Genomic DNA, 25,646 nt, shown 5'->3' with positions numbered 1-25,646 from the left:
AGGAGGTGATAGAGGGAGGGTAGGACAATGAGGCTGTTGGGTATGGAAATTTTTCCGTTTCACTAAGTTAAGGAGGAAAAACCAATGGTCGAGTTGATTTTCGAATTGATCCGATTACCGGCTGTGATCCTTGGCCTGATTGCGCTGGTAGGGTTGCTCATCCAGCGCAAAACAGCAGGCGAGGTCATCAGCGGCGTGCTCAAGACCGTCCTGGGGGTGCTCATTATGATCGTGGGTATCGGAGCGTTGATCAATGCTTTGGTACCCATTCAGCAGATGTTCACCCATGCCTTCCACGTCGAGGGCTTCGTGACCTATGATGAGGGCTGTCTGGGCGCAGTGCAGGCGGCTAATGTCGCCGGAGTCGCTGCCGAGATCTCGCTTACCATGCTCTTCGGCTACATCATCCACATCCTCCTGGCCCGTTTCACGCCTTGGAAGTACATCTACCTCACCGGCCACATGATCTGGATCCACGCCGGCGCTTTCGCCATCCTCTACCATTCCTTCGGCTTGCCCTTCTGGCTGGTGGTAGCCCTGGCCTCCATTACCGACGGACTGTATATGACCTTGGCCCCGGCACTGGCCCAACCCTTTATGCGCAAGATCACTGGCTCGGATGAGATCGCCTTCGGTCACGGCCAGACTTTGCTAAACGTAACTGCTGGGTGGCTGGCCAGGCTAGTCGGCAACCCTGAGGACAGTGCCGAGGCCCTGAAGTTGCCCGAGGGCTTGGCTTTCTTCCGCGATATGTCCATCTCCATCTCCTTGGTCATGCTGGTTATCGTCATCTTAGCCATGATCTTCGCGGGGCCGGCCTACGTGACTGAGCTCAGTGGCGGCCAAAACTGGATCGTCTTCTCTATCCTGCAAGCCTTGGGCTTCACCGCGGGCGTGCTCGTCTTGATCCAGGGTGTGCGCATGCTCATTGCAGAGATCGTTCCCGCATTTAAGGGCATTGCGGACGTGGTCGCGCCTGGCTCGAAGCCAGCCCTTGACTGCCCGGTGATCTATCCCTATGCTCCTACTTCCCTGATGATCGGGCTTATCACCGGCAGTATTGCTCAGGTGGTCGCCATTGCTCTCCTGGCGGCTATTGGCTGGCCGATTCCCATCCCCAGCATGATCGCCGCTTTCTTTGCCAGCGGGTCGGGGGCCATCTTCGGCAACGCCTACGGTGGCAGGCGAGGGGCTGTCCTCGGCGGCTTCTGGTGGTGTTTCGCCGCTTGGATCATGATCAGCCTGGGCTACAAACTCCAGATCACTGGTAACCTCGCAGGCATGGGCGCAGAGGGCCTGTTCTGGACCTGCCCTGATGTCATAGTGCCATCCTTTGCCATTTGGGGCATTGCCAAACTCCTGGGGCTTCCCTGATAGTCGGGGTAGGTGCCCTCTCCACCTGAGTGAGAGGCTATCGAGTACTTGACACAGGGGACTGGGGGCCAGTACAATGTGTAACTGGCCCCCTTTTCTCTCTATTTGATAAGCCTGACCATTGTGAGGAATGGAGCGAGACGACGTTGGACACGGCTATCCGCTTACTCGATCTTCTGAATGAGAGAACTATCCGATTGGGCCTGTCGGCTGAGGATTGGCGACATGCAGTCCGCTTGGCAGGGCAACTTCTTCTGGAGACAGGGTCCATCACCCCGGGGTATATTGACGCCATGGTGAAGGTCGTTGAAGAGTATGGCCCTTATATGGTGGTGGCTCCTGGCATCGCCTTGGCCCACGCCAGACCTGAAGATGGGGTGAAGCGAGCGTGTATGAGTCTGGTGAGGTTGACCTCTCCGGTCGAATTCGGCTCAGAGGCCAATGACCCGGTGGATTTGGTTGTCGCGTTCGGGGCTGTGGACAAAGAAACCCACCTCCAGGCTTTGAGAGAATTGGCTACTTTCTTGGGAAAAGAGGAGGCAGTAACCGCTCTTCGCCGCTGTAGTAACGTCAAAAAGGCTATTCAGCTGATCAGAAAGTACACGGATGAGCGCACAGAAGACCGACACGCCGGTGGGCATTGAATAGGGGGTGGGGTGACGGAGAAAAAAGCGTTTGAACTTTACCTGGCCGAGATTCAGAGCATGCTGAAAGATGTTCGTGAGAAACAGAAGGAGAACATCCTGAAAGCAGCCGAGATCATCGCTCAATCTGTGGCTCGGGGTGGTATCCTTCATGTTTTTGGCACTTCCCACTCCCAGTTGTTGGCGCAGGAAATCTTCTACCGTGCAGGCTGCCTCGCCCCAACCAACGCAATGATCGAACCGACGCTCGGACTGCGCAAGGCGAGTGAGAACTGTTACTGGTATGAACGTCAAGAGGCCTATGGCAAAATCATTCTGGACTCTTATCATACCACACCAGGCGACGTTATTCTCATTATCTCCACGTCGGGACGCAACGAAGTACCTGTGGAAGTGGCGATCCAGGCAAAAGCACGGGGATTGAAAGTGATCGCTTTGCTCTCGCTACTTTATTGTGCCAATGTCGAGGCGCGCCACTCCAGTGGCAAGAAGCTCCCGGATGTAGCCGATGTGGTTCTGGATAACGGGGCGGTGTTGGGGGATGCGGCCATAGAACTCGAGGGCATACCTTACAAAGTGGGCCCCACCTCTGGGGTTATCGGCGCGGCTATCCTTCAAGCACTGATGGTTCAGGTCGCCCAAATGTTGGCTGAAAGAGGCGTGGAACCCCCCATTTGGGTTTCCGTAAATGTGCCCGGTGGGGCTGAAATCAATGCCAAATACCTCGAGAGGTACAAGGATAGGATCAAACATTTGTAAGAAAAAGGGGTAGAAATGGCAAATGTACTGGGAGAGATGACTTGGGTAGAGGCAGAAGAGGCGCTCAAGACCAGAAGGATCGCGCTTTTGCCTGTCGGCTCGACAGAGCAACACGGCCATCATCTACCCCTTGCTACAGACTACATCCTGGCAGAAGAGATCGCAAAGAAGGTCGCCGAACAGGTCAATGCCCTCGTGCTTCCCGGCATTCCGTATGGTCCAGTGTACACGTTTAGGCATTATGCGGGGACCATAGGAATACGTCCGGAGACCCTCCAAATAATGGTGGAGGATGTATGCAGGAGCGTTAAGGGTCAGGGCATTGATATTGTGGCGGTGATCATAGGGCATTTGACAGATGTCCCTCCAGTTCAGTTTGCGGCCAGGAACTTGCGCGAAGAGGGAATGCTAGTTCTATATCTATTCCATCCGGGACTGGATTATATCCTCAAGCATATATGTGAAACTAAACGCGCCCATCCTCGCGTGGTCCACGCAGCAGAGGTTGAGACTTCGTTGATGCTGGCCCTGAGGCCTGATCTCTGTCAGATGGACAAAGCGAAAGTCGAGTACCCAGATTTCCCTGTTTGGTATGATTACGTTCCACTTTCAACAAAGGGAATTGTAAGAACGGGAACGTACGGCGATGCTACGGCAGCCAGTGCGGAGAAGGGCAAGAAAATGGTGGATGTTATTGTGTCAAACATTGTAAAAATTCTGCGCGCTGTTGAGGAAGATAAGGAGAGACTGCTGGCGATGTAGCCTGGGGCGTCCGAAGAGTGAGTCTCTCTGCTGTGCTTTGAGGAGAGATTATGCACCGCGCCGTCTGGGTTGTTGTAACTGGGTGTTGCTGGCAAAAGGGAGCGTCATAATGAGGGTTCTGATCACCGGCGCCCGCGGGCTGCTTGGGCTGGATGCAGTGGAAGTCTTTTCCAAGAAGCACGAAGTTATTCCCCTTGATTACGAAGAATTAGATGTAACCGATGCTGTGGCAACAATTGCCACTATTCAGGACGCAAAACCTGATTTGGTATTGCATTTTGCGGGTTTTCGTGATTTGGACCAGTGCGAATCAAATCCCGATAAAGCGTATCTGGTCAACACGCTGGGGACGAGAAACGTAGCAGTGGGATGCCAAAAAGCGGGTGCGGTCATGCTTTATTCTAGTTCGGGATACGTTTATCCAGCGGACAAACGAGAGCCTTACACAGAGTTTGATGAAACTGGCCCAATTAATGTGTATGGGAAAAGCAAATTATTTGCGGAAAGGGTGGTGGAATCTCTACTTAACAAGTATTTTATCGTGCGACTTCCCATGCTCTTCGGAAGACACGGAGAACGCCAGCGGAACCCTGTGGTAGACATCTTGATGACAGTTCAAGAGAAAGGTGAAATCACGGGCATAGTAGATCAAATCGGCTCAATGGGCTACACGGTGCATATAGCACGAACTATGGCTCAATTGGTTGAGTCGGAACTCTATGGCGTTTATCATATGTCCAATGAAGGAAGTTGCTCTCGTTACGAGTTTGTGGAAGAGGTAATCAAGCAGGCAGGCCTCGAGGGCGTCAGGATTAGACCTATTGCATCCGCGGATCTGAATCGGCCTGCCGATAGGGGGCGCTATTGCATTCTGAGAAACTTTTGTCTCGAATCTAGTCTCGGGCCTTCCCTGCCATCTTGGCGCGCAGCTCTACAAGAATGCCTCCAGGCCATCTCACCCTTAGGAGTCGGAGTGGCAGGAAGTGAGAATTCCATCGTTGGTTTTTCCAGCAAGCAGCCAGCACTCTGACTAAACGGAGGTGAGATGATCAAGCGCATAACAGATATAACCGCCTCAGAATTCCAAAGGATGGATGCTAAGGAATTGGCGGGGAGCATAAGGGCAGCGGAGGGGAGAACTATAGCCGCTGAAGTGGTGTGCAGCGCACCCCCATTGGTTGATGGGGTCACCAATGCAGAGCTCGCTGCTGCCATGGGAGCAGATATCATCATCCTGAATCGCTACAATGTGGACCATCCTGTAATATACGGTCTGCCCTCTGCTTCTGAGGAACCTGACGCTGAATCGGCTGGGGCAGCACCCCGCGGGATCGGGGTTACAATACGAGAGGTTAAACGTCTGATTGGCCGCCCTGTGGGGGTCAACTTAGAGCCCGCCAGGAATTTCACCGAGGAGGATCATGGGCGTTTGGCCACCCCAGATAACGCTCGGAAGGCTGTTGCACAGGGGGCCGACATCCTATTCATTACCGGAACTCCAGGTACTGGAGTGACCAATGAGGCAATCGCAAGTGCTACGCAGGCCATAAGAGATAGGTTAGGGGATCGGGTGTTCATTGTTTCGGGGAAGCCCGTGGGATCTGGTATCGCTAGCGAGACGGGTGCGCATTTGATTACGCCCGACGCCATTAAAGCATTCTGTGCGGCTGGATGCGATGCAATAGCCTTGCCAATGCCTGGAGCCTCACCAGGGTGGACCACAGAGGCTGTTCGGGAGTTAGTTTCATTGGTACATAGGCAAGGTGCACTCGCTTGGTTAGTTATGATTGGTTCGGTGGAAGGCAGCTCAGCGGATGTTATCCATCGAATCGCCCTGGAAGCCAAGATGACTGGCGCGGATGTTCACGAAATCGGTGAGGGGGGCTTCTCAATATCCATTGCGGTGCCCGAGAATATTATGGAATATTCTATTGCGTTGCGCGGCAGAAGACACACTTACCGAAGAATGGCTATGTCGCCTCTACGCTGAAAGGTTTCTATGATGAGTAGACTTATCATCACCAATGGACGGGTGATCACCCCGTGGCAGGTATTAGAGAAAGGCACGGTGGTCGTCGAGGAGGGCAAAATCGTCGCAGTCCGAGAAGGTTCCGGACCGCCAGACCCGAAGGCCACTGTGATAGACGCTGCCGGCAAGATAGTGAGCCCTGGCTACATTGACATCCATGTCCACGGCGCGGCTGGCTATGACACCATGGACGCCACTCCCCAGGCGATCCAAGGGATGGCGCGCTTTTTCGCCAGCCACGGCGTAACCGGCTTCCTGCCCACCACCATCACAGCACCCCAGGGAGCCATTCTTGCTGCTATCGAGAACGCGGCTCTGTGCCAACGGGAGGGAACGGGTGGCGCACGGGTGCTGGGAGTACATTTGGAGGGGCCCTATATCAGCCCCAGCCAGCCTGGTGCTCAGCCTCCCCAATATATCCGGCCTGCCGACCCCCAGGAATACCCGCAGTTCTTCGCCTGGGATAACATCAAATTGATTACTCTGGCTCCAGAGATCCCCGAGAATTCGGCCTTCATCCCCTACGCGGTGAGCCGAGGCGCAGCGGTGGCTGTCGGCCACTCCGCGGCCAGTTATGAGGAATTGGTGGATGCGGTGGCGTCGGGCCTTACTCAAAGCAGCCACACCTTTAACGGCATGGTGGGCCTCCACCATCGCCAACCAGGGACGGCGGGGGCTTGCTTGGCTCTGGACGAGATTTACGCCCAGGTAATCGTGGACAACGTCCACATTCACCCGGCGGTAGTGAAAATCCTCGTGCGCGCCAAAGGAACGAAGCGCACACTGCTGATCACGGATGCCATGCGGGCCACAGGAATGTCTGACGGGGAATACGATCTGGGTGGTCAGAAGGTGATAGTTTCCCGAGGTGAGGCACGCTTGCCTTCGGGAACGTTGGCGGGCAGCACGTTGACTATAGATCAGGCGGTGCGCAATGTGATGATGGATGCAGGCCTCACCTTCGAAGAAGCCCTGCCTATGGCTACCAGTGTGCCCGCGGAGTCTATTGGCTTGGGTGACCAGGTGGGCTCGATCGCGCCCGGCAAGGCAGCGGACATAGTCCTATTGACCCCCGACTACCGCGTGGTTATGACCATGGTAGGAGGCCAGGTTGTCTACCAGGCCAGCGAAACATAAATTACTAAGGAGGACAAAATGCTAGCACGCGATTACTTAGACAAAGTGATTGACGTCATGAGAACGCTGCGTGATACACAGTTGGAGGCCATCAACCAGGCTGGGGAAATGATCGCCCAGGCCATCGTGGATGGACACTCATTGTTCGCCTTCGGTTGTAGCCATTCCGCGGTGCCTGTCGAGGACATCTATTACCGCGCTGGCGGCTTGATGCTCGTCAATCCCATTTTTGGCCCGGGCTTGACGCTGGACATCCATCCGCCGACCATCACTTCCAAGATGGAACAACTCTCTGGCTATGCCAAGATCCTGCTCGATCGCCTGCCCACTGCGCCTGGAGATGTACTCATTTTGGTTTCAGTCTCCGGTCGCAACCACGTGCCCATCGAGATGGCCATGGCCGCGAAGGAAAAGGGCATGAAGGTGATCGGCATCACTTCGATGCAATACACAAGCGCCGTGACTTCACGCCATCCCAGCGGCAAGAAGATGTACGAACTCGTCGATCTAGTCGTGGACAATTTGGCAGTGCCGGGAGATGCGGTGCTGGAGGTGGAGGGCGTGCCGCAGAAGATCTGCCCGACCTCGGGCGCAGTCGGTTGTGCCCTTCTGCACGCCATAATCGCCGCCACAGTAGAGAAATTGCTGGCCAAAGGATTCACGCCACCTGTATACCTGGCCGCCAACATAGATGGAGGCACTGAATACAATCGCCGGATGATGGAGCAATACAAAGACCGGATGCATTTTCTGTGATCACTCGTGCTGGGTTGGCACATCTTACTCTCAAATGGGGGTGGAGGAGAATACTTTATGGCTGAGCGAGGGGAGCACACACTGAGGGAAATCCGTGGGCAGGTCAAGGCCTGGGCCCAAGCCATACAAGAGGCCCGGATCGTCCTACCCCGTATTCGCGAGTCTTGGTCTCGCCGCAACGTAGCCGAGATGGTATTTTGCGGCTGCGGTTCAACTCATTACCTTTCTCTAACCGCCGCGGCGGTGTTCCAAGCCGAGACCGGCATTCGTGCCCGTGCCTTCCCATCGTCCGAAATCTTCTTGTTCCCTGAGATTGCTATGCCCCCAGGCGAGTGCTCGCTGGTGGCCATTTCCCGTTCGGGAGAAACTACCGAGACCGTACGGGCCGCCAAAGCCTTTGCTGAACACAAGGGCGGGGACCACGTGTTCGTTATCACCTGCTATGCCAATAGCACTCTCGCCGGTCTGACCCAAGCGCCGCTCGTGGCCAGCGCCGCCCAGGAGCAAAGTTATGCTCAGACTGCTTCTTTCTCTTCTATGCTGGTGCTGGCTCTTCACTTGATGGGGGAGTTGGCCGGACAGACGTCTGTTTTACAGGCTTTGCAAATGCTCCCCGAACACGGTGGAAATGTAGTCCGGGAGTGCGAAGAGGCGATGCGCCGACCAGGCGAGGATGACCGATACCAGCGCTTTTTCTTCCTCGGTTCGGGACCCAACTACGGCTTGGCTTGCGAAGGCATGCTCAAGATGAAAGAAATGTCGCTTTCTTACTCCGAAGCCTATCACTTTCTGGAGTTCCGGCATGGCCCACGCTCCATGGTGGATGACCACACCCTGGCAGTGGGACTGCTCTCGGATCGCGCGACACAGGAAGAGGTAGCAGTGCTGGCAGAAACACAGGCGTTAGGCGCACATCTGTTGGTCGTCGGAGAGGAGCCATCCCAAATCGGTGCACTGAAGCCCGAATACGCAGTCTGGGTCAGGTCGGGACTATCGGAGACACTCCGTGGCCCCCTTTACCTGCCGCCTATGCAATTCCTGGCCTACCATCGGGCCATGCGCAAAGGCCTGAACCCCGATCGGCCCGCCAATGTCGAGGCTGTGATCTACATATAATCGGTGTAGGGGCGCAGCACCACCGCGCCCCTACCCGCTTACATGTACGTGTTATGCGCAAGATGAAGGAGCCAACATGATTGATTTCCACACCCACCCGCTACTCGTCCGCGAGATGATGGAGAAATACCCTGAACTCCAGACTGCAGCCCGTGATGTGTTCTTCATCCGAAACATCCCGCAGCCTCTGGAGACCTTCTTGCTGGAGTTAGATGTCTCTGGATTGGAGCGGGCTGTGCTATTGCCCATTGATGCCTCTTCGACTCGGGGCTGTCGCCTTTATTCCAACGACCAGGTTGCAGAACTTTGCGCTATGAGCGATCGTTTCATAGGATTCGCCAGTGTGGACCCCCATGACCCAGAAGCGCCGAGAGAGCTGCGACGTGCAGTGGAGAAACTCGGGCTACGAGGCCTCAAACTTGCACCCCCTATGCAAGAGTTCTACCTCGATGACCGGGCCCTTGCCTACCCTCTTTATGGGGTAGCCCAGGCGCTGGGCATACCGGTAGTGATTCATGCGGGCATGTCGTGGGAGCCGGGAAGCAAGGCGATCTACGGACAGCCACTGCGTATAGAGAACGTCGCTGCTGATTTCCCAGAACTGAACATTGTGATCGCTCACTTCGCCTGGCCCTGGGTCCTCGAAGCAGTGATGCTGGCGCTGAAATACCCGAACGTGTATATTGACACGTCATGCCTTTATTTTGACAATCCTGCCGATTTCCTGCGTTTTGTGATCGGTGGACAGGTGCCATTGAGCCTCATAGAGAAGAGTTTGCGCCACAAAATTGTGTTCGGTTCCAACTATCCTCGCGTGGAAATCAAGAATATGGCCCGAGCAGTGCGCGGGCTAGGCCTAAGCGAAGGTTGCCTGGAACTGATCTTCCGCGACAACGCGCGCCACTTGCTGGGAGAGGTGTAGCATGAAAGTCTTCCTTCAGAAGATCGAACTACAAACGCGACGCGACAAGGAACTGATTGATATCACGCCAGAGGTGGAGCGCATCGTTCGTGAGAGCGGGGTCCGCGAGGGCGTGGTGAACGTGATGACTATGCACACCTCATCCGGCCTGTTCGTGACGGAAGGGCTACCATGCCTGGAGCGTGACATCATGAATCACCTGGAAGCGATGGCCCCCGATGACGGCGATTATTATCACAACCGTTACCTGGACATTGATGGGCGGCTGGGCTTCAACGCTGGCGCGCATCTGAAAAGCGTGCTGGGGGGATTCCAGGTCTTCTTCCCCATCCACGAGGGCGCTATCGTCAAGGGCTCGCGGCAGCGCATCTACTTCGCCGAATATGATGGCCCCCTATGCCGGACGTATTGCGTGCAGGTGCTGGGCGAATAACGTTTGAGCGCTCAAGACCAGTTCGGCATCCATAGCCTTCCATCAGGATTCTGCCCCTGGCTCGGGCATACCCTCTGAGCGCGTTTGTTCCCCCAGATAGATGGTGATACAATATATTCCCATCTGAAGACGAGCAAGAAAGGAAATGAGATTGCGTCGCGTCGTGTCCTTATCCTTGATATTGGTACTCTGGACCCTGGTCCTGTCCCATGCCTGGGCCCAGGAACCCGTGGTGCGGTTCTTCTTTTTCTATTCCGCGGAGTGTGACCATTGCCAGTGGGTGATGCGTGAGGTCTTGCCACCTCTGTTCGAGAAATACGGAGACCGCTTGCAGGCGCGTTACTTCGAGATCGCCGTTCCCGAGAACTACCTGATGCTCCTGGACCTGGAGTCCCGCTTCCGTGTCACTTGGCCAGGATTGCCGGAGATTTTCATTGGCGACCGGGTGCTCATCAACCAGGAGGAGATCGAGCAGGAATTACCTGGCATCATCGAAGCCTGCTTCCAGAGTGGCGGCTGCGATTGGCCTGACCCTAGTCTTGTCCCCGTGCCTACCCCAGAGGGTGGTCCGACACCAGCAATCTCTCCCAGCGCCGTGCCGACGACTACCCCTCAACCTACCCCCACGCTCGCGCGTCCTACGGCCACTCCCACCGTTGACATCACTCGTCTGCCCGAGGAGGGTTGCCGCTGGTGCGGACGCGAGGCAGGAGGCCCAGGCCCCATTCTGTATGTCGCTTATCTATATGACACTACCTGTCGTGAGTGTGACCGGGTCTCTTACGAACTGGATTACTTCAAAGAGGTCTATCCCAATCTCTACGTTCGGGCTTGGGATGTGACAGCGGATGCGGAAATCGGCGAGGCGTTGGGCCTGAAGTATGGCCTACCTCAGAACGAGCGGCTGGTGGCGCCGACGATTTTCGTGGGCGATGAGGCCCTGGTAGGGCCAGCCAATGTTACCCATGTCAAGTTGGCCGCGCTCTTCGAACGATACGCCACCACGGGCACAAAGCCACCCTGGGAGGGGCTCGATTTGGGCCAGAGTGAGCAGAGTATTGTCCAGCGGTTCCTCTCCTTCAGCGCACTCACGGTAATTGGCGCAGGCTTGATTGATGGGGTGAACCCCTGTGCTTTCACTACCATTGTCTTCTTCGTCTCCTACTTGGCTCTCATCGGGCGCAAAGGGCGCGATATCCTTCTTGTAGGTGGGGCTTTCACCTTAGGCGTATTCGCGACTTATCTTCTGGTGGGTTTGGGGGTGCTCTCATTCCTCAGTACGCTGGCTTTCCTGAAAACCCTGTCCCGTCTGGTATACCTGGCGACGGCTGTCCTGTGCGCCGCATTGGCCGTGCTGAGTCTCTATGATTTCATCCAGGCTCGGCGTGGCCGCCCGGAAGAGATGCGCCTGCGGCTGCCCAGACGCGTTCACCAGCAAATGCACCAGACGATTCGCCAGCATTCGCGGTTGAGGGGTTTCATGTGGGGGGCGCTAGGCACGGGCGTGGTCGTCTCACTATTGGAACTGGCTTGCACTGGCCAGGTGTATTTGCCCACCATCATCTTTGTCACAAAGGTGCCGGAATTGCGCGCCCACGGGGTTTTCTATCTGGTGCTCTATAATCTCATGTTCATTGCGCCGTTGGTAGTTGTCTTCTTACTGGCCTTTTGTGGCACTACTTCGCGGCAGTTGGGTGCTTTCCTGGAGCGACACGTGGCGACGGTCAAACTACTCACTGCCGCCCTATTCGCTGTGCTGGCCGTGTGGCTATTTGCCAGCCTGCTGTATTGAGGAGATGGCAAGATGATCTATTTCGACAACCCTGCCACCTCTTGGCCTAAGCCCGACTCCGTTGTCCAGGCGATGGTGGCCTTTATGACCGAGGTGGGTGGCAATCCGGGCCGCTCTGGCCATCGCCAGTCTGTCCAGGCAGCGCGCATCGTCTATGACACCCGTGAGGCGTTGGCGGAACTGTTCGGCGTGGGTGACCCGCTGCGCATCATCTTCACCCCGGATGCCACCGAGGCCATCAACCTGGTGGTGAACGGCTACCTGCGCCCCGGAGACCACGTGGTTACGAGTTCCATGGAGCATAACGCCCTGATGCGACCCCTGCGTGCCCTGGAACGCCAAGGAGTGGCCCTAACCGTCGTGCCCTGCTCGTCAGAAGGGGTCTTAGATCCGGCAGGGATTGAGGAGGCCATTCGCCTGAACACCGCTCTCATTGCCATCAACCACGCCTCGAATGTGGTGGGCACCATCCTGCCGGTCGCCCAGGTGGGCGAGATCGCCCGGCGACACGGTATCCCACTGCTCGTGGACGCGGCCCAGACCGCGGGCGCGATCCCCTTAGACGTCGAAGAGATGGGCATTGACTTTCTAGCCTTCACCGGGCATAAAGCCCTGCTGGGGCCAATGGGGACGGGTGGGCTTTACATCGGCCCGCGGGTGGACCTGGAGAGGCTGCGTCCCTTGGTCCGTGGTGGCACGGGCAGCCGCTCGGAGTTCGAGGAGCAGCCGGAGTTCCTGCCCGACAAATACGAGAGCGGGACGCTGAACGCGGTGGGTATCGCTGGCTTGGGCGCGGGGGTGCGCTTCGTACTCGGTCGTGGCGTGTCTGAGATCCAGGAATACGAGACTGCGTTGACCGCACGCTTGCTGGCGGGCTTGGCGGCGATCCCAAAGGTTACGGTGTATGGCCCGCGTGACCCGAGGCAGCAGGTGGCTACAATCAGTTTCAACGTGGCGGGTATGGAACCGTCGGAGGTGGGGCAGCGGCTGGATGAAGAGTACGGGGTACTATGCCGAGTGGGACTGCACTGCGCCCCGGCCGCCCATCGCACCATCGGCACCTTCCCACACGGCACAGTGCGCTGGGGCCTGAGTGTATTCAGCACCGAAGGAGAAATTGACGCCGCAGTAGAGGCCCTGCGCCATATTGCAAAAGCATAAGGGGACCGCTACCGGATGGTCAGGAACGACTACGGTGTGATTTTGTTCCATTCGACTCAGAGTGCGATCAAGGCGGAGCGCGCCTTGGCGAAAAGTGGCCTAGACGCACGCCTGATACCAACGCCTCGCCACCTCAGTTCGGACTGCGGCTCGGCGCTGCGCTTTCCATGGAGCGAGGTGGAAGAGGTGTGCCAACTGCTGACGGAGGCGGGCGTGGACATCGCTGGCTTGTATCACCTGGGTAACTCGCGCTCTAAGGAAATCCCGGTGGACGCCATTCACTCTGGCGAAGACATCGTGGTGACAGAGTAGGGGGTACAATCAAATGACAACCGGCGCGACAAGTGATAAGCGTTTATCCGATGAAATCGGAGCCCGCATCCCGCCTGGCCAGGTGCTCACCGAGAAGTTCCCCGTCCTGCACGAGGGCCCTGTGCCCCGCGTGAACCTAACAGAGTGGGACTTCCGGGTTACTGGCCTGGTCGAAGAGCCGTTAGTCCTCACCTACGAGCAGTTCACCGCCCTGCCAACGCGGCGCATCGTGGTGGACATCCACTGCGTGACGCGCTGGACGAAACTAGACACGGTATGGGAGGGCGTGCCCAGTCGCGAACTCATGCGCTTGATCAAGCCCCTGCCCGAGGCTCGCTACATTATGGTCCACGCCGAGCACGGCTACACCACCAACCTGTCGCTGGATGACTTCCTACACGAGGATGTGCTCTTTGCCTGGCGTTACGATGATAAGCCCCTCGCACCGGAGCACGGCTACCCCTTACGCCTGGTGGTACCCCACCTGTACTTCTGGAAGAGCGCCAAGTGGGTGCGCCGGCTGGAATTCATGGCCGAGAACCGGCCCGGTTTCTGGGAGAGCAGGGGCTACCACATACGCGGTGATCCGTGGAGGGAGGAGCGATTTTCTAGTGGGTTGGGGCGGAGGGGCAGCGCTGAGGAGTGAATTCGTCGGCTAACCGCGGCGAACTCAGCTGCCACCGGATTAGCAGCGTACTCTCTAAGTACAAAGCAGTCCACAACAACAAGTTTCGAATTCGGCGCGCGATTAGCGTGGTTGGCTGCGGTGAGCGGTTAGGCGCTGTCTGCCTGGAGGGCTATGCCAGTGATCTCCACGAGAATTCTCAGTTCTGCTGTCCCTTGTCTGCATCCCTCCGGAGCTCTGGGGAGCTGCCTAGGGTAGTACCACTGTGAAGAGAATCTAACCCGGCCATATTTTACATAATCTCCGTCGAGAAATCCACCACCTGCACGTCCGGGCGGACGCGCTCGATGAACTCCACGACTTTGGTTAATGTGGCATGGGCGTGAGAAGCGTCATTGCTCACGCAGGCCACGCCGACCACTGCCATCTGCCAACCAGAGTCAAACTCTGCACAAGGCCCCGTGGTACCTACCGTCGAAGGCAGGTTAGGCCCATGCTCCCGGCGACGAATTTGGTGCTCTCTGCTTAAGCCCCCTGAGCTCTTCGATCTCGCGAATGAGCGCAGGTAGATTGGGCTGAGTGAAACTCATCTCCGGCGCAGGAACGCGGTGGTGCTTGATGTCAGGGGGCACATGCTTGTGATGGGGAAACGTCGAAGCCAAATCTGGATCATGCGGATGGGGAAAGTCATCGTACCAATACAGCCGTTCTGCGCCCCGATAGACTTCATAACCATACGCCGTGATCAAACCCGCGTCGAAATCCAGTTCCTCCCGCAAACGTAACCGGATGCCGTTCGAGAAAAACACCTCTCCTTCAGCCACACCCGTGTACCGACTGTCAGACCAAACTGCCACCGTGGAGCGCTCCACAGTGGGACGATGAAGCAACTCGGCTACAAAGCGACTGTAGTTGGTCAGTGACTTCAGGGGATTGTCAGTCATCTTCAGTAGGCAGGCTGAACACGCAGAGCCTCAGCCAGTTCACGTTGCCGGATTTGCTCGGTGTAGGCTTCTTTGCGGCGTAGCCATGTCTCGTAAATCCCCTTCCACCGGCTGAAATCGGCACGCGTCTCATCGAAAGCGTCGTAGCGTTCCAACTCTCCTGCCATGAGGGCAGCGTAGAAGTCTTCGCTGAGAACGCCATACTTCTCTTCATAGAGGGTCAAGCGACGCTCAAGCAATTTCATCTCGACAATCAGTTCGTGAATTTCCATCTTCTGCCCCTCCATGGGAATGACTGGTTTTGCAATCAATTATACCATTTTGGCGGTCCTTTGCCCAATTGCGACGTGTTCTCGAGGTGGTCTGCGGCTCTATTTTACATAATCTCCGTCGTGAAATCCACCACCTGCACGTCCGGGCGGACGCGCTCGATGAACTCCACCACTTTGGTCAGCGTGGCATGGGCGTGAGAAGCATCGTTGCTCACGCAGGCCACGCCGATCACTGCCATCTGCCACAGGTCGTTGCCTTCCACCTCGGCGATGGAGACGTTGAACTCCTTGCGCACCCGTGCCAGGAGCGACTTGAGCACCTGACGCTTGTCCTTGAGCGAGTGGTTGCCGGGGATATGCAGTTTGATCGTGCAGATGCCAACGACGATGGTCGCCTCTCTCCTATGCTGGTTTGGACCTTGCTCCCGCAGCGGATAGCGCCTCTCGCACTCGTTCTGGCGTGGCGGGCAAGCGGTACACCCGGGCCCCGCAAGCGTGGTAAATGGCGTTGATGATCGCGGCTGCGGTGGGGATGGAGGGTATCTCCCCCACGCCTTTCGCCCCGTAGGGCCCATCGGCAGCGGGATCTTCGACCAGGATGGGGACTATTTCCGGCACATCTGTGACAGTGGGAATGCGGTAAGTCCGCAGGTTGGTGTTCTGAGGCACTCCTTGGTGCAACACCAGTTCTTCCAATAGCGCCTGGCCAATGCCCATCACCACACCCCCCTCAATCTGTCCGCTCACTGCTATGGGATTGAGCGCCCGACCTACGTCGTGGGCGGCGATGACCCGCCGCACACGCACCTCGCCGGTTCGGACGTTGACCTCCACCTCAGCAGCCTGGGTGGCGTAGCCAAAGGCGAAATGCATATCGCCTGGCTGACCCAGGGGGACCGTCTTGGGCGGGGTATAAGAGGCATGGGCGCGCAGGGACCGGCCCTCGGCCTTGGCCAACCTGGCTGCCTCGGCCAGCGACATCGTCCGCTCCCCGGCCCGCACCTGTCCGTCAGCGAAGACCAACATCGCTGGCGGCACATCCCAGGCCTCTGCCACTGCGCCGGACAACGATTCGCGGGCCTGAATGGCGGCCCTGCGCACGGCATTGCCGGTGATGAAGCTCTGGCGCGAGGCGGTGGTGGGACCACCGTCGGGCGTCAGCGCGGTGTCGCCCAGGACGACCTTGACCTGGCGGTAATCCACGCCCAATTCTTCGGCCACAATCTGCGGTAATATGACCGGCAATCCCTGGCCTACTTCGGCGGCTCCGGTATATATGGATACGTTCCCTTCCTCATCAATCTCTACCACAGCCCCTGCGCTGTCATCCACGCCACCGCCTAACCCCACATTTTTGTAGGCACAGGCTATGCCCCACCCTCGTCGCCACTCACCGTTCGGCTCCGGTGTGGGATATTTCGCCATCTCTGCCTCGACCCGGTCTATCGTCTCCATAAGGCCCACGCTCTCTCGAAGTACCTGGCCGGTCGCCGTCGTCCCCCCAACGCGCAGGGCGTTGATGCGCCGGATAGCAAACGGCGAGAGGCCCAATTCCTCCGCTAAGATGTCCATCTGGCTCTCGATGGCAAAATTCGACTGGGGCACGCCGAAGCCGCGGAAGGCCCCAGCGGGAGGGTTATTGGTGTACATCGCATTGCACTCGATGAAAACGTTAGGGACATCATAGGGCCCGGCGGCATGGGTGGCGGTGCGAGTCATGACGTGTTCGCCCAGAGAGGCGTATGCCCCCGTATCACCCAAGATGTGGGCTTCCAGGGCGACTAGCCTGCCGTCTCGCCTTGCGCCTGTCTTAAGCCGGATCACAGTGGCGTGGCGTTTGGGATGGCTGATGATAGACTCCTGGCGCGAATAGACCAATTTGACCGGGCGGTGAGTAACCCAGGCCCCGAGTGCAGCGTGAATCTGGCCCGCGATATCCTCCTTGCCGCCGAAGGCACCACCTACCCAGGTGTGCACCACGCGCACCTGCTCTTCGGGGATGCCCAGCGATGCTGCCACCTGGCGCCGGTCCGCAAAGGGTATCTGTGAGCCGACATAGAGCACCAGCGTCCCATGCTCATCCAAGCGGGCCACAGCCGCCTCTGGCTCCAGGAAAGCGTGCTCAGTGGTGGGGGTGCGGTACTCGCGCTCGATCACCACATCGGCACTGGCGAAGCCCGCCGCCACGTCTCCGCGTCGCACTTCGATGTGTTTGAGCAGGTTGCCGCCTTCGTGGATCTGCGGAGCGTCGGGGGCTATTGCCTCCTCAGGCGAGGATACCACTGGCAGGGGCTCGTACTCCACGGCAATCGCCTCTGTGGCTGCCCGCGCCTGGGCCTCTGTCTCCGCGAGTACCAATGCCACCGCATCACCCACGTAACGAACCTTGTCGTAGGCCAGCACAGGCCAGTCGGGCCGTGAGACACCGTGCACCTTTGAGCCCGGCACGTCCTCTGCCGTGAGCACCGCTACCACGCCGGGCATGCTTTTCGCCCTGGACGTATCCACCTTCAGCAGTCGGGCGTGGGCGTAAGCGCTCCGCAGCACCGCAGCGTAGAGCATATTATCGAAGTACAGGTCAGCGGCGAAGAGCGCCTCGCCCTTCACTTTGGCTTCGGCATCCGGGCGCGGCAGAGGACGTCCGACTGTGCGTAACGGAGGCTTGATCTCTGGAATGGAGGGCGGTAGGGGCATGGCACGCTGCGCCTGTGCCGCTGCCTCAATTGCGCGGATGATCCGCACGTAGCCGGTGCAGCGACATAGGTTGCGTTCCAGCGCCTTCTTGATATCTTCTTCGGACGGATGGGGATTGGCCTCCAGAAGTGCCACCGCGGACATAATCGCCCCGGGGGTACAGAAGCCGCAATGGACCGCCCCGTGCTCGACAAAAGCCCGCTGGACAGGGTGTAGTTCACCCCCTTTGGCCAGGCCCTCAATGGTGCGCACTCGCGCACCCTCCAGGCGCTTCGCCAAGAAGGTGCACGATCGCACCGCTTTGCCGTTCACGATGACCGTGCACGTTCCGCAATGTCCCTGTCCACAGCCTTCCTTGGTCCCTGTGAGGTGTAATCGGTCGCGCAGTATCTCCAAGAGGGTGGTGTGTGGACCAATTTCCACCTCGCAGAGTTCATCGTTGACGTAGAAACTCACTCGATCCGTTGGCATCAGATGAACCTCCTCTTATAGCAACCATGCCCAACAAGGGGCTTAAGCCCCTTGTTAAGCCCCTGTTGGCTTCTCTCCGCATCATGTGCTGCCCACAACTCGCGCAGCCACCGCGGCACCGTAGCCTCGGGCACGAGATCGCCACGCACCAGGTAGGGTTTGATATCTATCACCGGGCTGCCGTCCAATGCGTCCAGTCCCTCGACGATGAGCACGTTCCCCTCGCGGCGCAGGAGGCGTACGGGCTTGATGGCAATGGGGTTAGGGCGGTTAGGTGTGCGGGTGGCGAAAAAGCCCACCAGGGGCGTATCCTCGCGCTGTTCGGGATGAACCCGCAACTGGAATGGTCCATGGGCACGGTGCAGCCACCAGAGGATAATCAGATGGGAGAAGCCCTCTATGCCATCCAAAGCCGGCTCCAGGTCGGGCCGGATCACGATGCGGCTGGGACGGGTTTCCCAATCCTCCGGCACCTCGTCCGTGAAATCGTTCTCCACAGTGCCAATTGCTGTCAGAATAATGGTCTCTTGCATGCCATATCTTTCTCCAGTCCCGCCTTACGTTGCCGGAATGGGGGTCGCTATGCTCATCGCGAGAGGTTCTGCAATACCATACCTACTGGCGAAGTAACCGTATAGTTCTTCGGCATTCCGCACGCCTTCGAAATCCCATTGCACCCTATCAGGGTACATGATGAAAGGGTAGTCTTGTGGCCCACCCAATCCGCCGTGTGCTGCCCACTGCTCCTCGAAAGACACGACCGTGTTCGTCGCGGGGTCATAGTGCCCGAAGACAATGAGATCGCCACTGTGTGGGAAGAACAGCAGTCGCCGGATCTGATCCGCTGCCCATTCCGGTTCAGGTAGGAGGCGTAGCGGATTTTGGCCGTGAACACGATAGCCGACGCCGAGGCGCAGGATGCCTTCTTTTCCTATGACCACTACCTCGTTTCCCTCGCGTCCGGCCACCAACCAGATCCCTTCGTGCAGCACCAAGCGCGGGATGAGTTCAGGGAAGACCTCCATCACCTGGCTCAACTCCATCTGTGCATCCGTGACATTGAAGTACACGTGGGAAAGCGAGCCAGAGTTTCTCACCACAATGTCATTGGCCCGATCGACATGCCGGGTCGTTTGGTCTCCGGGTTGGGTGAGACGCTTTTCGGCCAGCCGATACAGTGCGTGCGCGATGATGGCTCCCCGTTCTCCAAGGTTAGCCTCGATGGCCCGCAGTTCTTCCAGAAGGTACTGTGCGTGTACCCCAGCCTGGTTTTCTCCGTCGTCTGTTTCTGCTAGGCGCATGGGTTTGCCGATTTGACGGGCGATGAACTGGCCTAACGTTTCGCCATAGAGCCAGGCGAAGGGATGCGCCGGAGTGAGCCCGTGATCGGAGAGAATGTATAAGTCGTAATCGCGATTCAATCGGGCGCGGCGCAAGCGGTCAATCTGATGGATGTGGGCATCAATGTCGCGTAGGGAGCGGCGGGCCGCTGTGGAACTGACTTCGTGGTGATGTGCCGTCTCGTCGTAGCCGTAGTAGGTGCTGTAAATTGCGGGTGTGCCCCGGTAGATATCGATCTGCACTGCGAAGGTCTGCAATTCGGAGAGAATAACGTTGCTGAAAACTCGCACCCAGGGATGAAGGTCCACGAGAGGCACTGGGCGACCTAGGCGGAACCGGGCTTTGATACGCTCCAAAGCCGCCACCACATACTCCCGAACGCTCAGGAACCCCATCCTCAGCGCACGCCAGGGGTTGAGCAGGAAAAGCATCAAGAACCCCAACCCGCGTACGCTCTCAAACAAGCGGCGCTCGTTGATAGCCCCCAACGTGGAGAGAGAGACGCTGGCATCGCCATCGAAAACGTTGCCAGAACTGAGGCCCCCCTGGAGAATACCCGGACGGCTCGCGGAGAGGCGTGCTTGTACCTCACCCATATCGTTCGGGCTTTTCGCTACCACTGGCGTACGACGACGCTTGTCATACCATCGGTAACCGGGGATGTCCTCGTTGTTGCCAAATAGGATGCCAGCCTGGGCCGCGGGAGTGGTGCTGGGCAGTCCACAGCGCCAGCGACTCAAACGCAAGTGGCCGCGCTCCAGCATTTTCCTCGTGTGTGGCATGATGCCGGCTTCCAGCGCTGCTTGCAGGGCCTCGTGGGAGAGGCCGTCAATCTGGATGATGATGAAACCGCGCCGTCCATCCGCTGCCTCGCCAGGCCCTGCCAGGCCCAATCGCTTCACGATAGCAGCGTATTTTTTTGAGTAGTAGAGTCCGGTGAGCGCAGCCAGCGTGTCGGCCAGGAACTGCGCCATCCGGGCGATGGTGCGCTGCAAGGTGTTCATCTTTAGCCCCATGCCGATGCCCAAGAGCCTAAGATCTCGTTAGACAGGCCAGGCGGCCTAGTGAAGTGGTGGAGATGTGGGCTATGTTACGACAACTGAGTTATCTCCGCCAAAGGGATTGGGCACATATTTATCTGCGTCCCAGTCGTTGTGCCAGTCGGTGCCGTTAACCAAATAGCGGAACTGATATTCGCGCCCACGCTCCAATTCTAGGGTGATCTGCCAGGTATCGTCGTCGCGGCCTCGTTTGAGAGGGTGCGAGGTTTGATTCCAATCATTGAAGTCACCGACCAGGTGAACGGTCTCGGCCCAGATTGCAGGGGGGAGTTCGAAGGTGACCAACACGGTGTTCTTTTTGCCCGAAGGTCTTTTCTTAATCATCACCACCCTCCGCAGGGCAATGGTTTCACATCTTACTTTCTATTATAGTCGCATTTCTGCCCGTGCACAAGCCGTGTTGACAGAGTTCTTATGCGCGATCTGGAAGCGAAGTTTGCACACATCAACAAAACCCTTTCGAGAAAACAACAAAAAGTGGGTGGCCCGCTGCATTCAGGACCACCCACCTTGGGCACCCTATTTCGGTTGTTTATCGGGATGCAATTTCTTGAACTTGGCCAGCAATTGCTCGTGTGTTTCCTCGTGGGCCGGGTCAGGCACACAGGCGTCCACAGGACACACAGCCGCGCACTGCTGCGTCTCGAAGAAGCCCACGCATTCCGTGCACTTGTTCGGGTCAATCACGAAGATCTCGTCGCCCTCGCTGATGGCTTGGTTGGGGCACTCGGATTCGCATGCGGCACAAGAAATGCAGTCCTCTGTGATTTTGAAAGCCATTTTCCTTTGCCTCCTTCTGGTTGTTTGACTCTTATTTCCTGTTCAAGGGGCCCACAGCGATTACCCGGGCTGGCGCGCCATCTGCGCCCGCGATCTTGAGTGGCAAGCACAGAATCTGATACCAGCCAGCCGGTATTTCACCTAAATTCAGCCCCTCGATTGCGATCACGCCCTGTGTGGCGAAAGTGCGATGGACAGCGTGGTCCAAAGAACCAAAGCGCTCAACAGAAAGATAATCGATCCCGATCAGGCGGATACCCCGCTCTACAATCCACTGCGCTCCCTCTGGAGTGACAGCAACGAAGTCCTTCTGAAACCCCCCTTTGTCATGAGCCCAGTACCTCGAATTCGTGGTTTTAAGCAGGAGTCGCGTGACACCTGCCGGGATCTTGGCCTGTCTCAATTCCTCTGGCCCTATCTGCGCAGTCTGACCCATATCTGCCACGTACCCTTCTCCTACCAGTACCTCCAAGGGCAGTTGGTCTACTGTAGGGCCTGCGTCGTGAAAGTGCCAGGGTGCATCTACGTGCGTGCCGGTGTGCGTCCCAAGGGCTAATCGAGAGACATTGGCTACATCACCAAGCGATATGCGGGACACCGGATCCAGGCGAATGTCCTCCTCTCCTGGCCAGGTTGGCATTCCCGGCCAGATCGTGACAGTCAGATCGTAAATGCCCATAGCCAATTACCTGCGAAGTATAGCGATTCTCCGTAGTCTGTCAAGAGCAGCGCTCCTGGCACAGGTCTAACTTGCCGACGCCTGGCCGGTGCGTTCCAGTTCCATTGCTGCCAGGGTCTTCGCTAATTCCTCGATGGCTGCGCGCTGCTTGCGATAGAAATCTGGCTCACTGATCGCCATGCGATCTGCTATCTCTCGAATGCGTCGGCCCTGGATATACTTCATCTCCAGGATGTTGTACAGCACCCATTCTGCGGCGGTCATGCTGCGAGGACCGTCGGGTTTCAGCCGTTCGATGGCTTCTTTCAATACGGCGCGCAGAGCACGCGACGGTACACCGCCGCTTTTCTCCATCGCCTCTTGCACTGTGCGCAATTGCAGGAGCGGGCTTGTCGTAAGTCGCGGGCCTCCCCAGTAGTGGCTGAGTGCGTCCTTCACTATCTTCTGGAACTCTGGATCCGAGATCACACTACCTCCGCCGCGCCCCACCGGCACCGGACTGAGGTATGGCGGCAGACTCCGCAGCCGTTGCAACTGGTCGATTTCGGGGACAATGTGTTGCAGTGCATCAAATACTTCGCGCTGCAACTGAATATCATATAGAGCCAGCTCCGCCTGTCCCACCAATCCGGCCACGATTTCCATCTGTTCATCGCTCAGGTCAGGCGCGCCTCGGCGACGAACCCCCAGAATGCCCAAAGTAGCCTGGCCGTTTTCGGTCCGCAGAGGTAGCAGCCAATAACCGTCACGGATCAATATCTCCGCCACTGGGCTGGTTCCTTCTTCCCGTGGCTGGGCGTTGAACTCCGCTAGTAGTGCCCGGACATCGCTCTTCTCTATAAAAGCATTGGCGATGCGTTGGGGGCCGCAAAAGACGCGCATTCGTGGCCCATCATCGTCAATAGCCAAAACGAAACCGCTCGGTGCTCGCAGGAGATCGCATAACGCGATGAGCACGTTCTCCAAAATCTGCTCCAGGTCAGAACTCGTGAGCAGGCGTGTGTCCAATTGCTGTATCCAGGTGATCTCGTCGCGATCTTTGCGATAGATAAGGCGATCAATATAAGGCTTGGCGACGTTAATAAACACCTGGAAGAGCACGATGCCAATGGCAACGGTGAAAATGAGCACGGTGTCGCGCGGCAGACCCAGGATACGCTCCACACGGGGGATCACCAGCACAGCGAGTATGACAGCCGAGGCCACCAATGGCCCGCGCAGGAGGTAGTGGATGAGGTTGTGCTTGATGACCCGATCGGGGGTGAATACGCCCTGGAAGGCGACGGTGTAGGCAATCACGATGTTCATCAGAGCAATGCCCACATTGCTGAGCAGGGCGAGGGCCAACACAATTTGAGTTGGAACCCGACCAGCCAGGGTGGCTACCAGCAAGTAAGGGAAAACTCCCAACCCTGGTGCAGCAATTGCCACCGTCAGGCGGCCCATGCGACGCCGGGAGGTGGAGGTAAGGCACCGTTGCCGGGCCCGAAAGATGTTCACCACGCCAATCAAAACGCAGGTGAAGAAATAGAAGGTAAATAGGTTGAACAGTGGTCCGGGAGCGAGATGGTCAATGTATCCCATACGCACGCCATCGTGCACGATCAAATCGCTCCCGGCAGCCAAGGCGAAGAAAGCGCCACTAGCCAGATAGCCCAGAACCACCAAAGCCCGGCGCACAGTGGAAATCGAGTTGGTCGTTTGTAGCATGGTATCGGAGAAATGCAAGCACGCGGCGGGAACGAAGGCGATACCCAGCCATTGCAAGCGCATCCAACGGATCATATCCTCTGTGGAGACCACATTCGGGGTGATCACATCCACAGCGAAGACGATCAGCACGAAGGTCATCAACGCACAGAAGGCTCTCGCCACCGCGCTGTGATAGTTCTGCGTCAGGATATAGACCAACAGTGAAAAGGCGATGATCACGTTGGCCGAAGCCAGTATCAGGTTCAGCAGTGAGAGGATCGAGATGAGCGTTATCCCTTCGATGACCATAGTCCTTTTCTACCCAAAGACTACCTTGCCGTAATGCCCACGATCCATATGAGATAATAATAGACCAGGGGCACTACAAACAGCAAACTATCCGCTCGATCCAACACACCCCCATGACCCGGGAAAAACGTCCCGGAGTCCTTGGCTCCTACCTGTCGTTTCAGCAACGACTCGGCCAGATCGCCAAATGTGGCCGCAAGTGGAAGTATTAACCCTAGCACAATGGCTTGCGCAAGCGTCAGTTTCAAAAAGAGCCCTGCTCCCACAGCCGCTATCGCCCCGCTGAACCACCCTCCGATAAAACCCTCCCAAGTCTTGTGTGGGCTAATGGTGGTGAAGAAGCCTTGTCTCCCCCTACTGGTGCCAACAAAATAGGCAGCGCTATCGCATACCCAGGTGGGTATGGCAGCCAACGCCAGCCATCCAAAGCCACCTGGCAACGCCCGCAACGTGATGAAATGGCTGCCCAATCCGCCCACATAAAGCGCTCCGGTCAACATGAGAGCCCAGTTCACCAAGAAGCCCTTCGTTTGGTTGCGGACAATATGTCGGGTGGCCTCTATGGCAATGGTGGCGACTAATGCAAAGCGCCCAATCCGATAGCCAGGGAAAATAGCATCTATCAGGAGCGCGGCAATGAGGCCCAGACAGGCGGGTTCAGATGGATTGTAACCGGCGGAACGCATCAGGGCGCAGAATTCATGTCCGCCTAGGAGTAGAATAGCAGCCAAGGGCAGATAGAACCACCAACCGCCCAGGTAGGCAACGGCGAGGACTATGGGTATGGCGATGACGGCGGTTAAAACCCGCGTGCGTAGCATAACGAGAGCCTTCCCACTGCTTCTAAGACGCAGGCTTGAGCAACCCGAAACGCCTGTCGCGTTGAGCATAAGCAAGCAATGCCTTGTAAAGCTCCTCTCGTCCAAAGTCTGGCCAGTAAGTAGGGGTGGAATAGTATTCCGCGTACGCAGCCTGCCAGATGAGAAAATTGCTGAGGCGCATCTCACCGGCAGTACGGATGATAAGGTCGGGGTCAGGGAGACCTGCAGTGAAGAGGTATTTGCTCAGAGTCTCCTCTGTCACTTCATCAGGCCTCACGCCCTCATGCATCATGCGGCGCACCGCCTCCACTATTTCCATCCGCCCTCCATAGTTGAAGGCGATGTTCACGCTGATGCGCGTATTGTCTTTGGTGAGTTCCAAGGCATGCTGGATCTTCTCTTGCAGTTTGCTGGGCAGGGCATCGAGCCGGCCCAGATGGCGCAATCGCACCCCTTTGGCATGCAGTTCAGCCAACTCGCGATCGATCACCTGCTCCAAGAGCATCATCAACGCCCGCACTTCCTCCGCAGGGCGTCCCCAGTTCTCCGTGGAGAAAGCGAATAAGGTGAGATATTGGATGCCGAAATCAACGGCGGCTTGTAAGACGGTGCGGATGTTCTCAGTACCGGCGCGGTGTCCTGCAGTGCGGGGCAGGCCACGCTGCTGGGCCCAACGGCCGTTACCGTCCATGATGATGGCCACATGAACGGGGACAACCTTCAGTTCTTTTGCCGACGCCGTTTCCTCTGGATAACCCAT

The 25,646-nt window shown here is 57.4% G+C and carries 28 protein-coding genes; 15 read left to right on the top strand and 13 right to left on the bottom strand.

Annotation, left to right across the window (positions count from 1 at the left end; translation table 11 throughout):
• Positions 1-84 precede the first annotated feature (84 nt).
• The 15 genes from H5T64_10425 to H5T64_10355 all read left to right on the top strand — a co-directional run bounded on the left by H5T64_10425 (position 85) and on the right by H5T64_10355 (position 13,843).
• Positions 85-1,374 carry a PTS ascorbate transporter subunit IIC gene (locus H5T64_10425; GenBank protein MBC7264751.1) on the top strand — a complete coding sequence of 430 codons (1,290 nt, stop codon included), beginning with the start codon at positions 85-87 and terminating at the stop codon, positions 1,372-1,374.
• A gap of 158 nt (positions 1,375-1,532) precedes the next feature.
• Positions 1,533-2,018, top strand: coding sequence for a PTS sugar transporter subunit IIA (locus H5T64_10420; protein ID MBC7264750.1), 486 nt, complete (start codon positions 1,533-1,535; stop codon positions 2,016-2,018).
• Between the two features lie 12 nt (positions 2,019-2,030).
• The gene (locus H5T64_10415) at positions 2,031-2,777 is read left to right on the top strand and encodes an SIS domain-containing protein (GenBank protein ID MBC7264749.1); all 747 of its coding nucleotides are present in this window, start codon (positions 2,031-2,033) and stop codon (positions 2,775-2,777) included.
• A gap of 15 nt (positions 2,778-2,792) precedes the next feature.
• Entirely contained in the window at positions 2,793-3,539 is a 747-nt protein-coding gene (locus tag H5T64_10410) for a creatininase family protein (GenBank protein MBC7264748.1), read from the top strand.
• 109 nt (positions 3,540-3,648) lie between these two features.
• Positions 3,649-4,569, top strand: a complete 921-nt coding sequence (rfbD, locus tag H5T64_10405; GenBank protein ID MBC7264747.1) for a dTDP-4-dehydrorhamnose reductase — start codon at positions 3,649-3,651, stop codon at positions 4,567-4,569.
• A gap of 15 nt (positions 4,570-4,584) precedes the next feature.
• Complete coding sequence (locus tag H5T64_10400) at positions 4,585-5,529, top strand: haloacid dehalogenase-like hydrolase (GenBank protein ID MBC7264746.1); 945 nt, start codon at positions 4,585-4,587, stop codon at positions 5,527-5,529.
• Positions 5,530-5,538: 9 nt separating this feature from the next.
• Positions 5,539-6,705: an N-acetylglucosamine-6-phosphate deacetylase gene (nagA, locus tag H5T64_10395; protein MBC7264745.1), complete on the top strand. Its 1,167-nt coding sequence runs from the start codon at positions 5,539-5,541 to the stop codon at positions 6,703-6,705.
• A gap of 18 nt (positions 6,706-6,723) precedes the next feature.
• A complete protein-coding gene (locus tag H5T64_10390; protein MBC7264744.1) occupies positions 6,724-7,461 on the top strand; it encodes an SIS domain-containing protein in 738 nt (245 codons plus the stop codon).
• A gap of 57 nt (positions 7,462-7,518) precedes the next feature.
• On the top strand, positions 7,519-8,577 hold the full coding sequence (locus tag H5T64_10385) for an SIS domain-containing protein (protein MBC7264743.1): 1,059 nt from the start codon (positions 7,519-7,521) through the stop codon (positions 8,575-8,577).
• Between the two features lie 76 nt (positions 8,578-8,653).
• On the top strand, positions 8,654-9,499 hold the full coding sequence (locus H5T64_10380; GenBank protein MBC7264742.1) for an amidohydrolase: 846 nt from the start codon (positions 8,654-8,656) through the stop codon (positions 9,497-9,499).
• Between the two features lies 1 nt (position 9,500).
• Positions 9,501-9,932: a YjbQ family protein gene (locus tag H5T64_10375; GenBank protein MBC7264741.1), complete on the top strand. Its 432-nt coding sequence runs from the start codon at positions 9,501-9,503 to the stop codon at positions 9,930-9,932.
• Between the two features lie 145 nt (positions 9,933-10,077).
• Positions 10,078-11,724, top strand: a complete 1,647-nt coding sequence (locus H5T64_10370; GenBank protein ID MBC7264740.1) for a hypothetical protein — start codon at positions 10,078-10,080, stop codon at positions 11,722-11,724.
• Between the two features lie 12 nt (positions 11,725-11,736).
• A complete protein-coding gene (locus tag H5T64_10365) occupies positions 11,737-12,885 on the top strand; it encodes an aminotransferase class V-fold PLP-dependent enzyme (GenBank protein MBC7264739.1) in 1,149 nt (382 codons plus the stop codon).
• A gap of 15 nt (positions 12,886-12,900) precedes the next feature.
• Positions 12,901-13,197: a DUF3343 domain-containing protein gene (locus tag H5T64_10360; GenBank protein MBC7264738.1), complete on the top strand. Its 297-nt coding sequence runs from the start codon at positions 12,901-12,903 to the stop codon at positions 13,195-13,197.
• Between the two features lie 13 nt (positions 13,198-13,210).
• Positions 13,211-13,843 (top strand): sulfite oxidase-like oxidoreductase, encoded by a 633-nt coding sequence (locus tag H5T64_10355; protein MBC7264737.1) that lies wholly within the window; start codon positions 13,211-13,213, stop codon positions 13,841-13,843.
• A gap of 271 nt (positions 13,844-14,114) precedes the next feature.
• Here H5T64_10355 and H5T64_10350 read toward each other — a convergent pair whose 3' ends face one another.
• The 13 genes from H5T64_10350 to H5T64_10290 form a co-directional block, all read right to left on the bottom strand.
• A complete protein-coding gene (locus tag H5T64_10350; GenBank protein MBC7264736.1) occupies positions 14,115-14,249 on the bottom strand; it encodes a DUF503 family protein in 135 nt (44 codons plus the stop codon).
• Between the two features lie 58 nt (positions 14,250-14,307).
• The gene (locus tag H5T64_10345; GenBank protein ID MBC7264735.1) at positions 14,308-14,766 is read right to left on the bottom strand and encodes a hypothetical protein; all 459 of its coding nucleotides are present in this window, start codon (positions 14,764-14,766) and stop codon (positions 14,308-14,310) included.
• A gap of 2 nt (positions 14,767-14,768) precedes the next feature.
• On the bottom strand, positions 14,769-15,038 hold the full coding sequence (locus tag H5T64_10340) for a hypothetical protein (protein ID MBC7264734.1): 270 nt from the start codon (positions 15,036-15,038) through the stop codon (positions 14,769-14,771).
• 104 nt (positions 15,039-15,142) lie between these two features.
• Positions 15,143-15,427, bottom strand: coding sequence for a DUF503 domain-containing protein (locus H5T64_10335; protein ID MBC7264733.1), 285 nt, complete (start codon positions 15,425-15,427; stop codon positions 15,143-15,145).
• A 13-nt stretch (positions 15,428-15,440) separates the two neighbouring features.
• Positions 15,441-18,203 (bottom strand): molybdopterin-dependent oxidoreductase, encoded by a 2,763-nt coding sequence (locus tag H5T64_10330; protein MBC7264732.1) that lies wholly within the window; start codon positions 18,201-18,203, stop codon positions 15,441-15,443.
• Positions 18,203-18,736, bottom strand: a complete 534-nt coding sequence (gene tsaA, locus H5T64_10325; protein ID MBC7264731.1) for a tRNA (N6-threonylcarbamoyladenosine(37)-N6)-methyltransferase TrmO — start codon at positions 18,734-18,736, stop codon at positions 18,203-18,205. Before tsaA ends, H5T64_10330 begins: the two co-directional genes overlap by 1 nt.
• Before the next feature lie 24 nt (positions 18,737-18,760).
• On the bottom strand, positions 18,761-20,548 hold the full coding sequence (locus tag H5T64_10320) for an alkaline phosphatase family protein (GenBank protein ID MBC7264730.1): 1,788 nt from the start codon (positions 20,546-20,548) through the stop codon (positions 18,761-18,763).
• Between the two features lie 81 nt (positions 20,549-20,629).
• Entirely contained in the window at positions 20,630-20,929 is a 300-nt protein-coding gene (locus H5T64_10315) for an isoamylase early set domain-containing protein (protein MBC7264729.1), read from the bottom strand.
• Positions 20,930-21,124: 195 nt separating this feature from the next.
• On the bottom strand, positions 21,125-21,385 hold the full coding sequence (locus H5T64_10310) for a YfhL family 4Fe-4S dicluster ferredoxin (protein ID MBC7264728.1): 261 nt from the start codon (positions 21,383-21,385) through the stop codon (positions 21,125-21,127).
• 31 nt (positions 21,386-21,416) lie between these two features.
• Positions 21,417-22,064 (bottom strand): cyclase family protein, encoded by a 648-nt coding sequence (locus H5T64_10305; GenBank protein ID MBC7264727.1) that lies wholly within the window; start codon positions 22,062-22,064, stop codon positions 21,417-21,419.
• A gap of 66 nt (positions 22,065-22,130) precedes the next feature.
• On the bottom strand, positions 22,131-24,065 hold the full coding sequence (locus H5T64_10300) for a hypothetical protein (protein ID MBC7264726.1): 1,935 nt from the start codon (positions 24,063-24,065) through the stop codon (positions 22,131-22,133).
• Positions 24,066-24,085: 20 nt separating this feature from the next.
• Complete coding sequence (locus H5T64_10295) at positions 24,086-24,886, bottom strand: CDP-archaeol synthase (protein MBC7264725.1); 801 nt, start codon at positions 24,884-24,886, stop codon at positions 24,086-24,088.
• A gap of 22 nt (positions 24,887-24,908) precedes the next feature.
• On the bottom strand, positions 24,909-25,646 hold the full coding sequence (locus H5T64_10290; GenBank protein MBC7264724.1) for an isoprenyl transferase: 738 nt from the start codon (positions 25,644-25,646) through the stop codon (positions 24,909-24,911).

The organism is Chloroflexota bacterium, assembly GCA_014360825.1.
GTDB lineage: Bacteria > Chloroflexota > Anaerolineae > UBA2200 > JACIWT01 > JACIWT01.
The sequence above is the reverse complement of the archived record's forward strand: the minus strand, read 5'-3'. Positions and strand labels throughout refer to the sequence as shown.

What these genes read in the sequence shown, in the direction of transcription:
- H5T64_10390 (MBC7264744.1), top strand. Translation starts at nt 6,724, where the DNA reads ATGCTAGCACGCGATTACTTAGACAAAGTGATTGACGTCATGAGAACG.
- H5T64_10375 (MBC7264741.1), top strand. Translation starts at nt 9,501, where the DNA reads ATGAAAGTCTTCCTTCAGAAGATCGAACTACAAACGCGACGCGACAAG.
- rfbD (MBC7264747.1), top strand. Translation starts at nt 3,649, where the DNA reads ATGAGGGTTCTGATCACCGGCGCCCGCGGGCTGCTTGGGCTGGATGCA.
- H5T64_10300 (MBC7264726.1), bottom strand. Translation starts at nt 24,065, where the DNA reads ATGGTCATCGAAGGGATAACGCTCATCTCGATCCTCTCACTGCTGAAC.
- H5T64_10305 (MBC7264727.1), bottom strand. Translation starts at nt 22,064, where the DNA reads ATGGGCATTTACGATCTGACTGTCACGATCTGGCCGGGAATGCCAACC.
- H5T64_10340 (MBC7264734.1), bottom strand. Translation starts at nt 15,038, where the DNA reads ATGGAAATTCACGAACTGATTGTCGAGATGAAATTGCTTGAGCGTCGC.
- H5T64_10345 (MBC7264735.1), bottom strand. Translation starts at nt 14,766, where the DNA reads ATGACTGACAATCCCCTGAAGTCACTGACCAACTACAGTCGCTTTGTA.
- H5T64_10365 (MBC7264739.1), top strand. Translation starts at nt 11,737, where the DNA reads ATGATCTATTTCGACAACCCTGCCACCTCTTGGCCTAAGCCCGACTCC.
- H5T64_10370 (MBC7264740.1), top strand. Translation starts at nt 10,078, where the DNA reads ATGAGATTGCGTCGCGTCGTGTCCTTATCCTTGATATTGGTACTCTGG.
- H5T64_10310 (MBC7264728.1), bottom strand. Translation starts at nt 21,385, where the DNA reads ATGGCTTTCAAAATCACAGAGGACTGCATTTCTTGTGCCGCATGCGAA.
- H5T64_10295 (MBC7264725.1), bottom strand. Translation starts at nt 24,886, where the DNA reads ATGCTACGCACGCGGGTTTTAACCGCCGTCATCGCCATACCCATAGTC.
- H5T64_10315 (MBC7264729.1), bottom strand. Translation starts at nt 20,929, where the DNA reads ATGATTAAGAAAAGACCTTCGGGCAAAAAGAACACCGTGTTGGTCACC.
- H5T64_10425 (MBC7264751.1), top strand. Translation starts at nt 85, where the DNA reads ATGGTCGAGTTGATTTTCGAATTGATCCGATTACCGGCTGTGATCCTT.
- H5T64_10320 (MBC7264730.1), bottom strand. Translation starts at nt 20,548, where the DNA reads ATGAACACCTTGCAGCGCACCATCGCCCGGATGGCGCAGTTCCTGGCC.
- H5T64_10350 (MBC7264736.1), bottom strand. Translation starts at nt 14,249, where the DNA reads ATGGCAGTGGTCGGCGTGGCCTGCGTGAGCAATGACGCTTCTCACGCC.
- H5T64_10380 (MBC7264742.1), top strand. Translation starts at nt 8,654, where the DNA reads ATGATTGATTTCCACACCCACCCGCTACTCGTCCGCGAGATGATGGAG.
- H5T64_10360 (MBC7264738.1), top strand. Translation starts at nt 12,901, where the DNA reads ATGGTCAGGAACGACTACGGTGTGATTTTGTTCCATTCGACTCAGAGT.
- H5T64_10400 (MBC7264746.1), top strand. Translation starts at nt 4,585, where the DNA reads ATGATCAAGCGCATAACAGATATAACCGCCTCAGAATTCCAAAGGATG.
- H5T64_10330 (MBC7264732.1), bottom strand. Translation starts at nt 18,203, where the DNA reads ATGCCAACGGATCGAGTGAGTTTCTACGTCAACGATGAACTCTGCGAG.
- nagA (MBC7264745.1), top strand. Translation starts at nt 5,539, where the DNA reads ATGATGAGTAGACTTATCATCACCAATGGACGGGTGATCACCCCGTGG.
- H5T64_10355 (MBC7264737.1), top strand. Translation starts at nt 13,211, where the DNA reads ATGACAACCGGCGCGACAAGTGATAAGCGTTTATCCGATGAAATCGGA.
- H5T64_10290 (MBC7264724.1), bottom strand. Translation starts at nt 25,646, where the DNA reads ATGGGTTATCCAGAGGAAACGGCGTCGGCAAAAGAACTGAAGGTTGTC.
- tsaA (MBC7264731.1), bottom strand. Translation starts at nt 18,736, where the DNA reads ATGCAAGAGACCATTATTCTGACAGCAATTGGCACTGTGGAGAACGAT.
- H5T64_10385 (MBC7264743.1), top strand. Translation starts at nt 7,519, where the DNA reads ATGGCTGAGCGAGGGGAGCACACACTGAGGGAAATCCGTGGGCAGGTC.
- H5T64_10410 (MBC7264748.1), top strand. Translation starts at nt 2,793, where the DNA reads ATGGCAAATGTACTGGGAGAGATGACTTGGGTAGAGGCAGAAGAGGCG.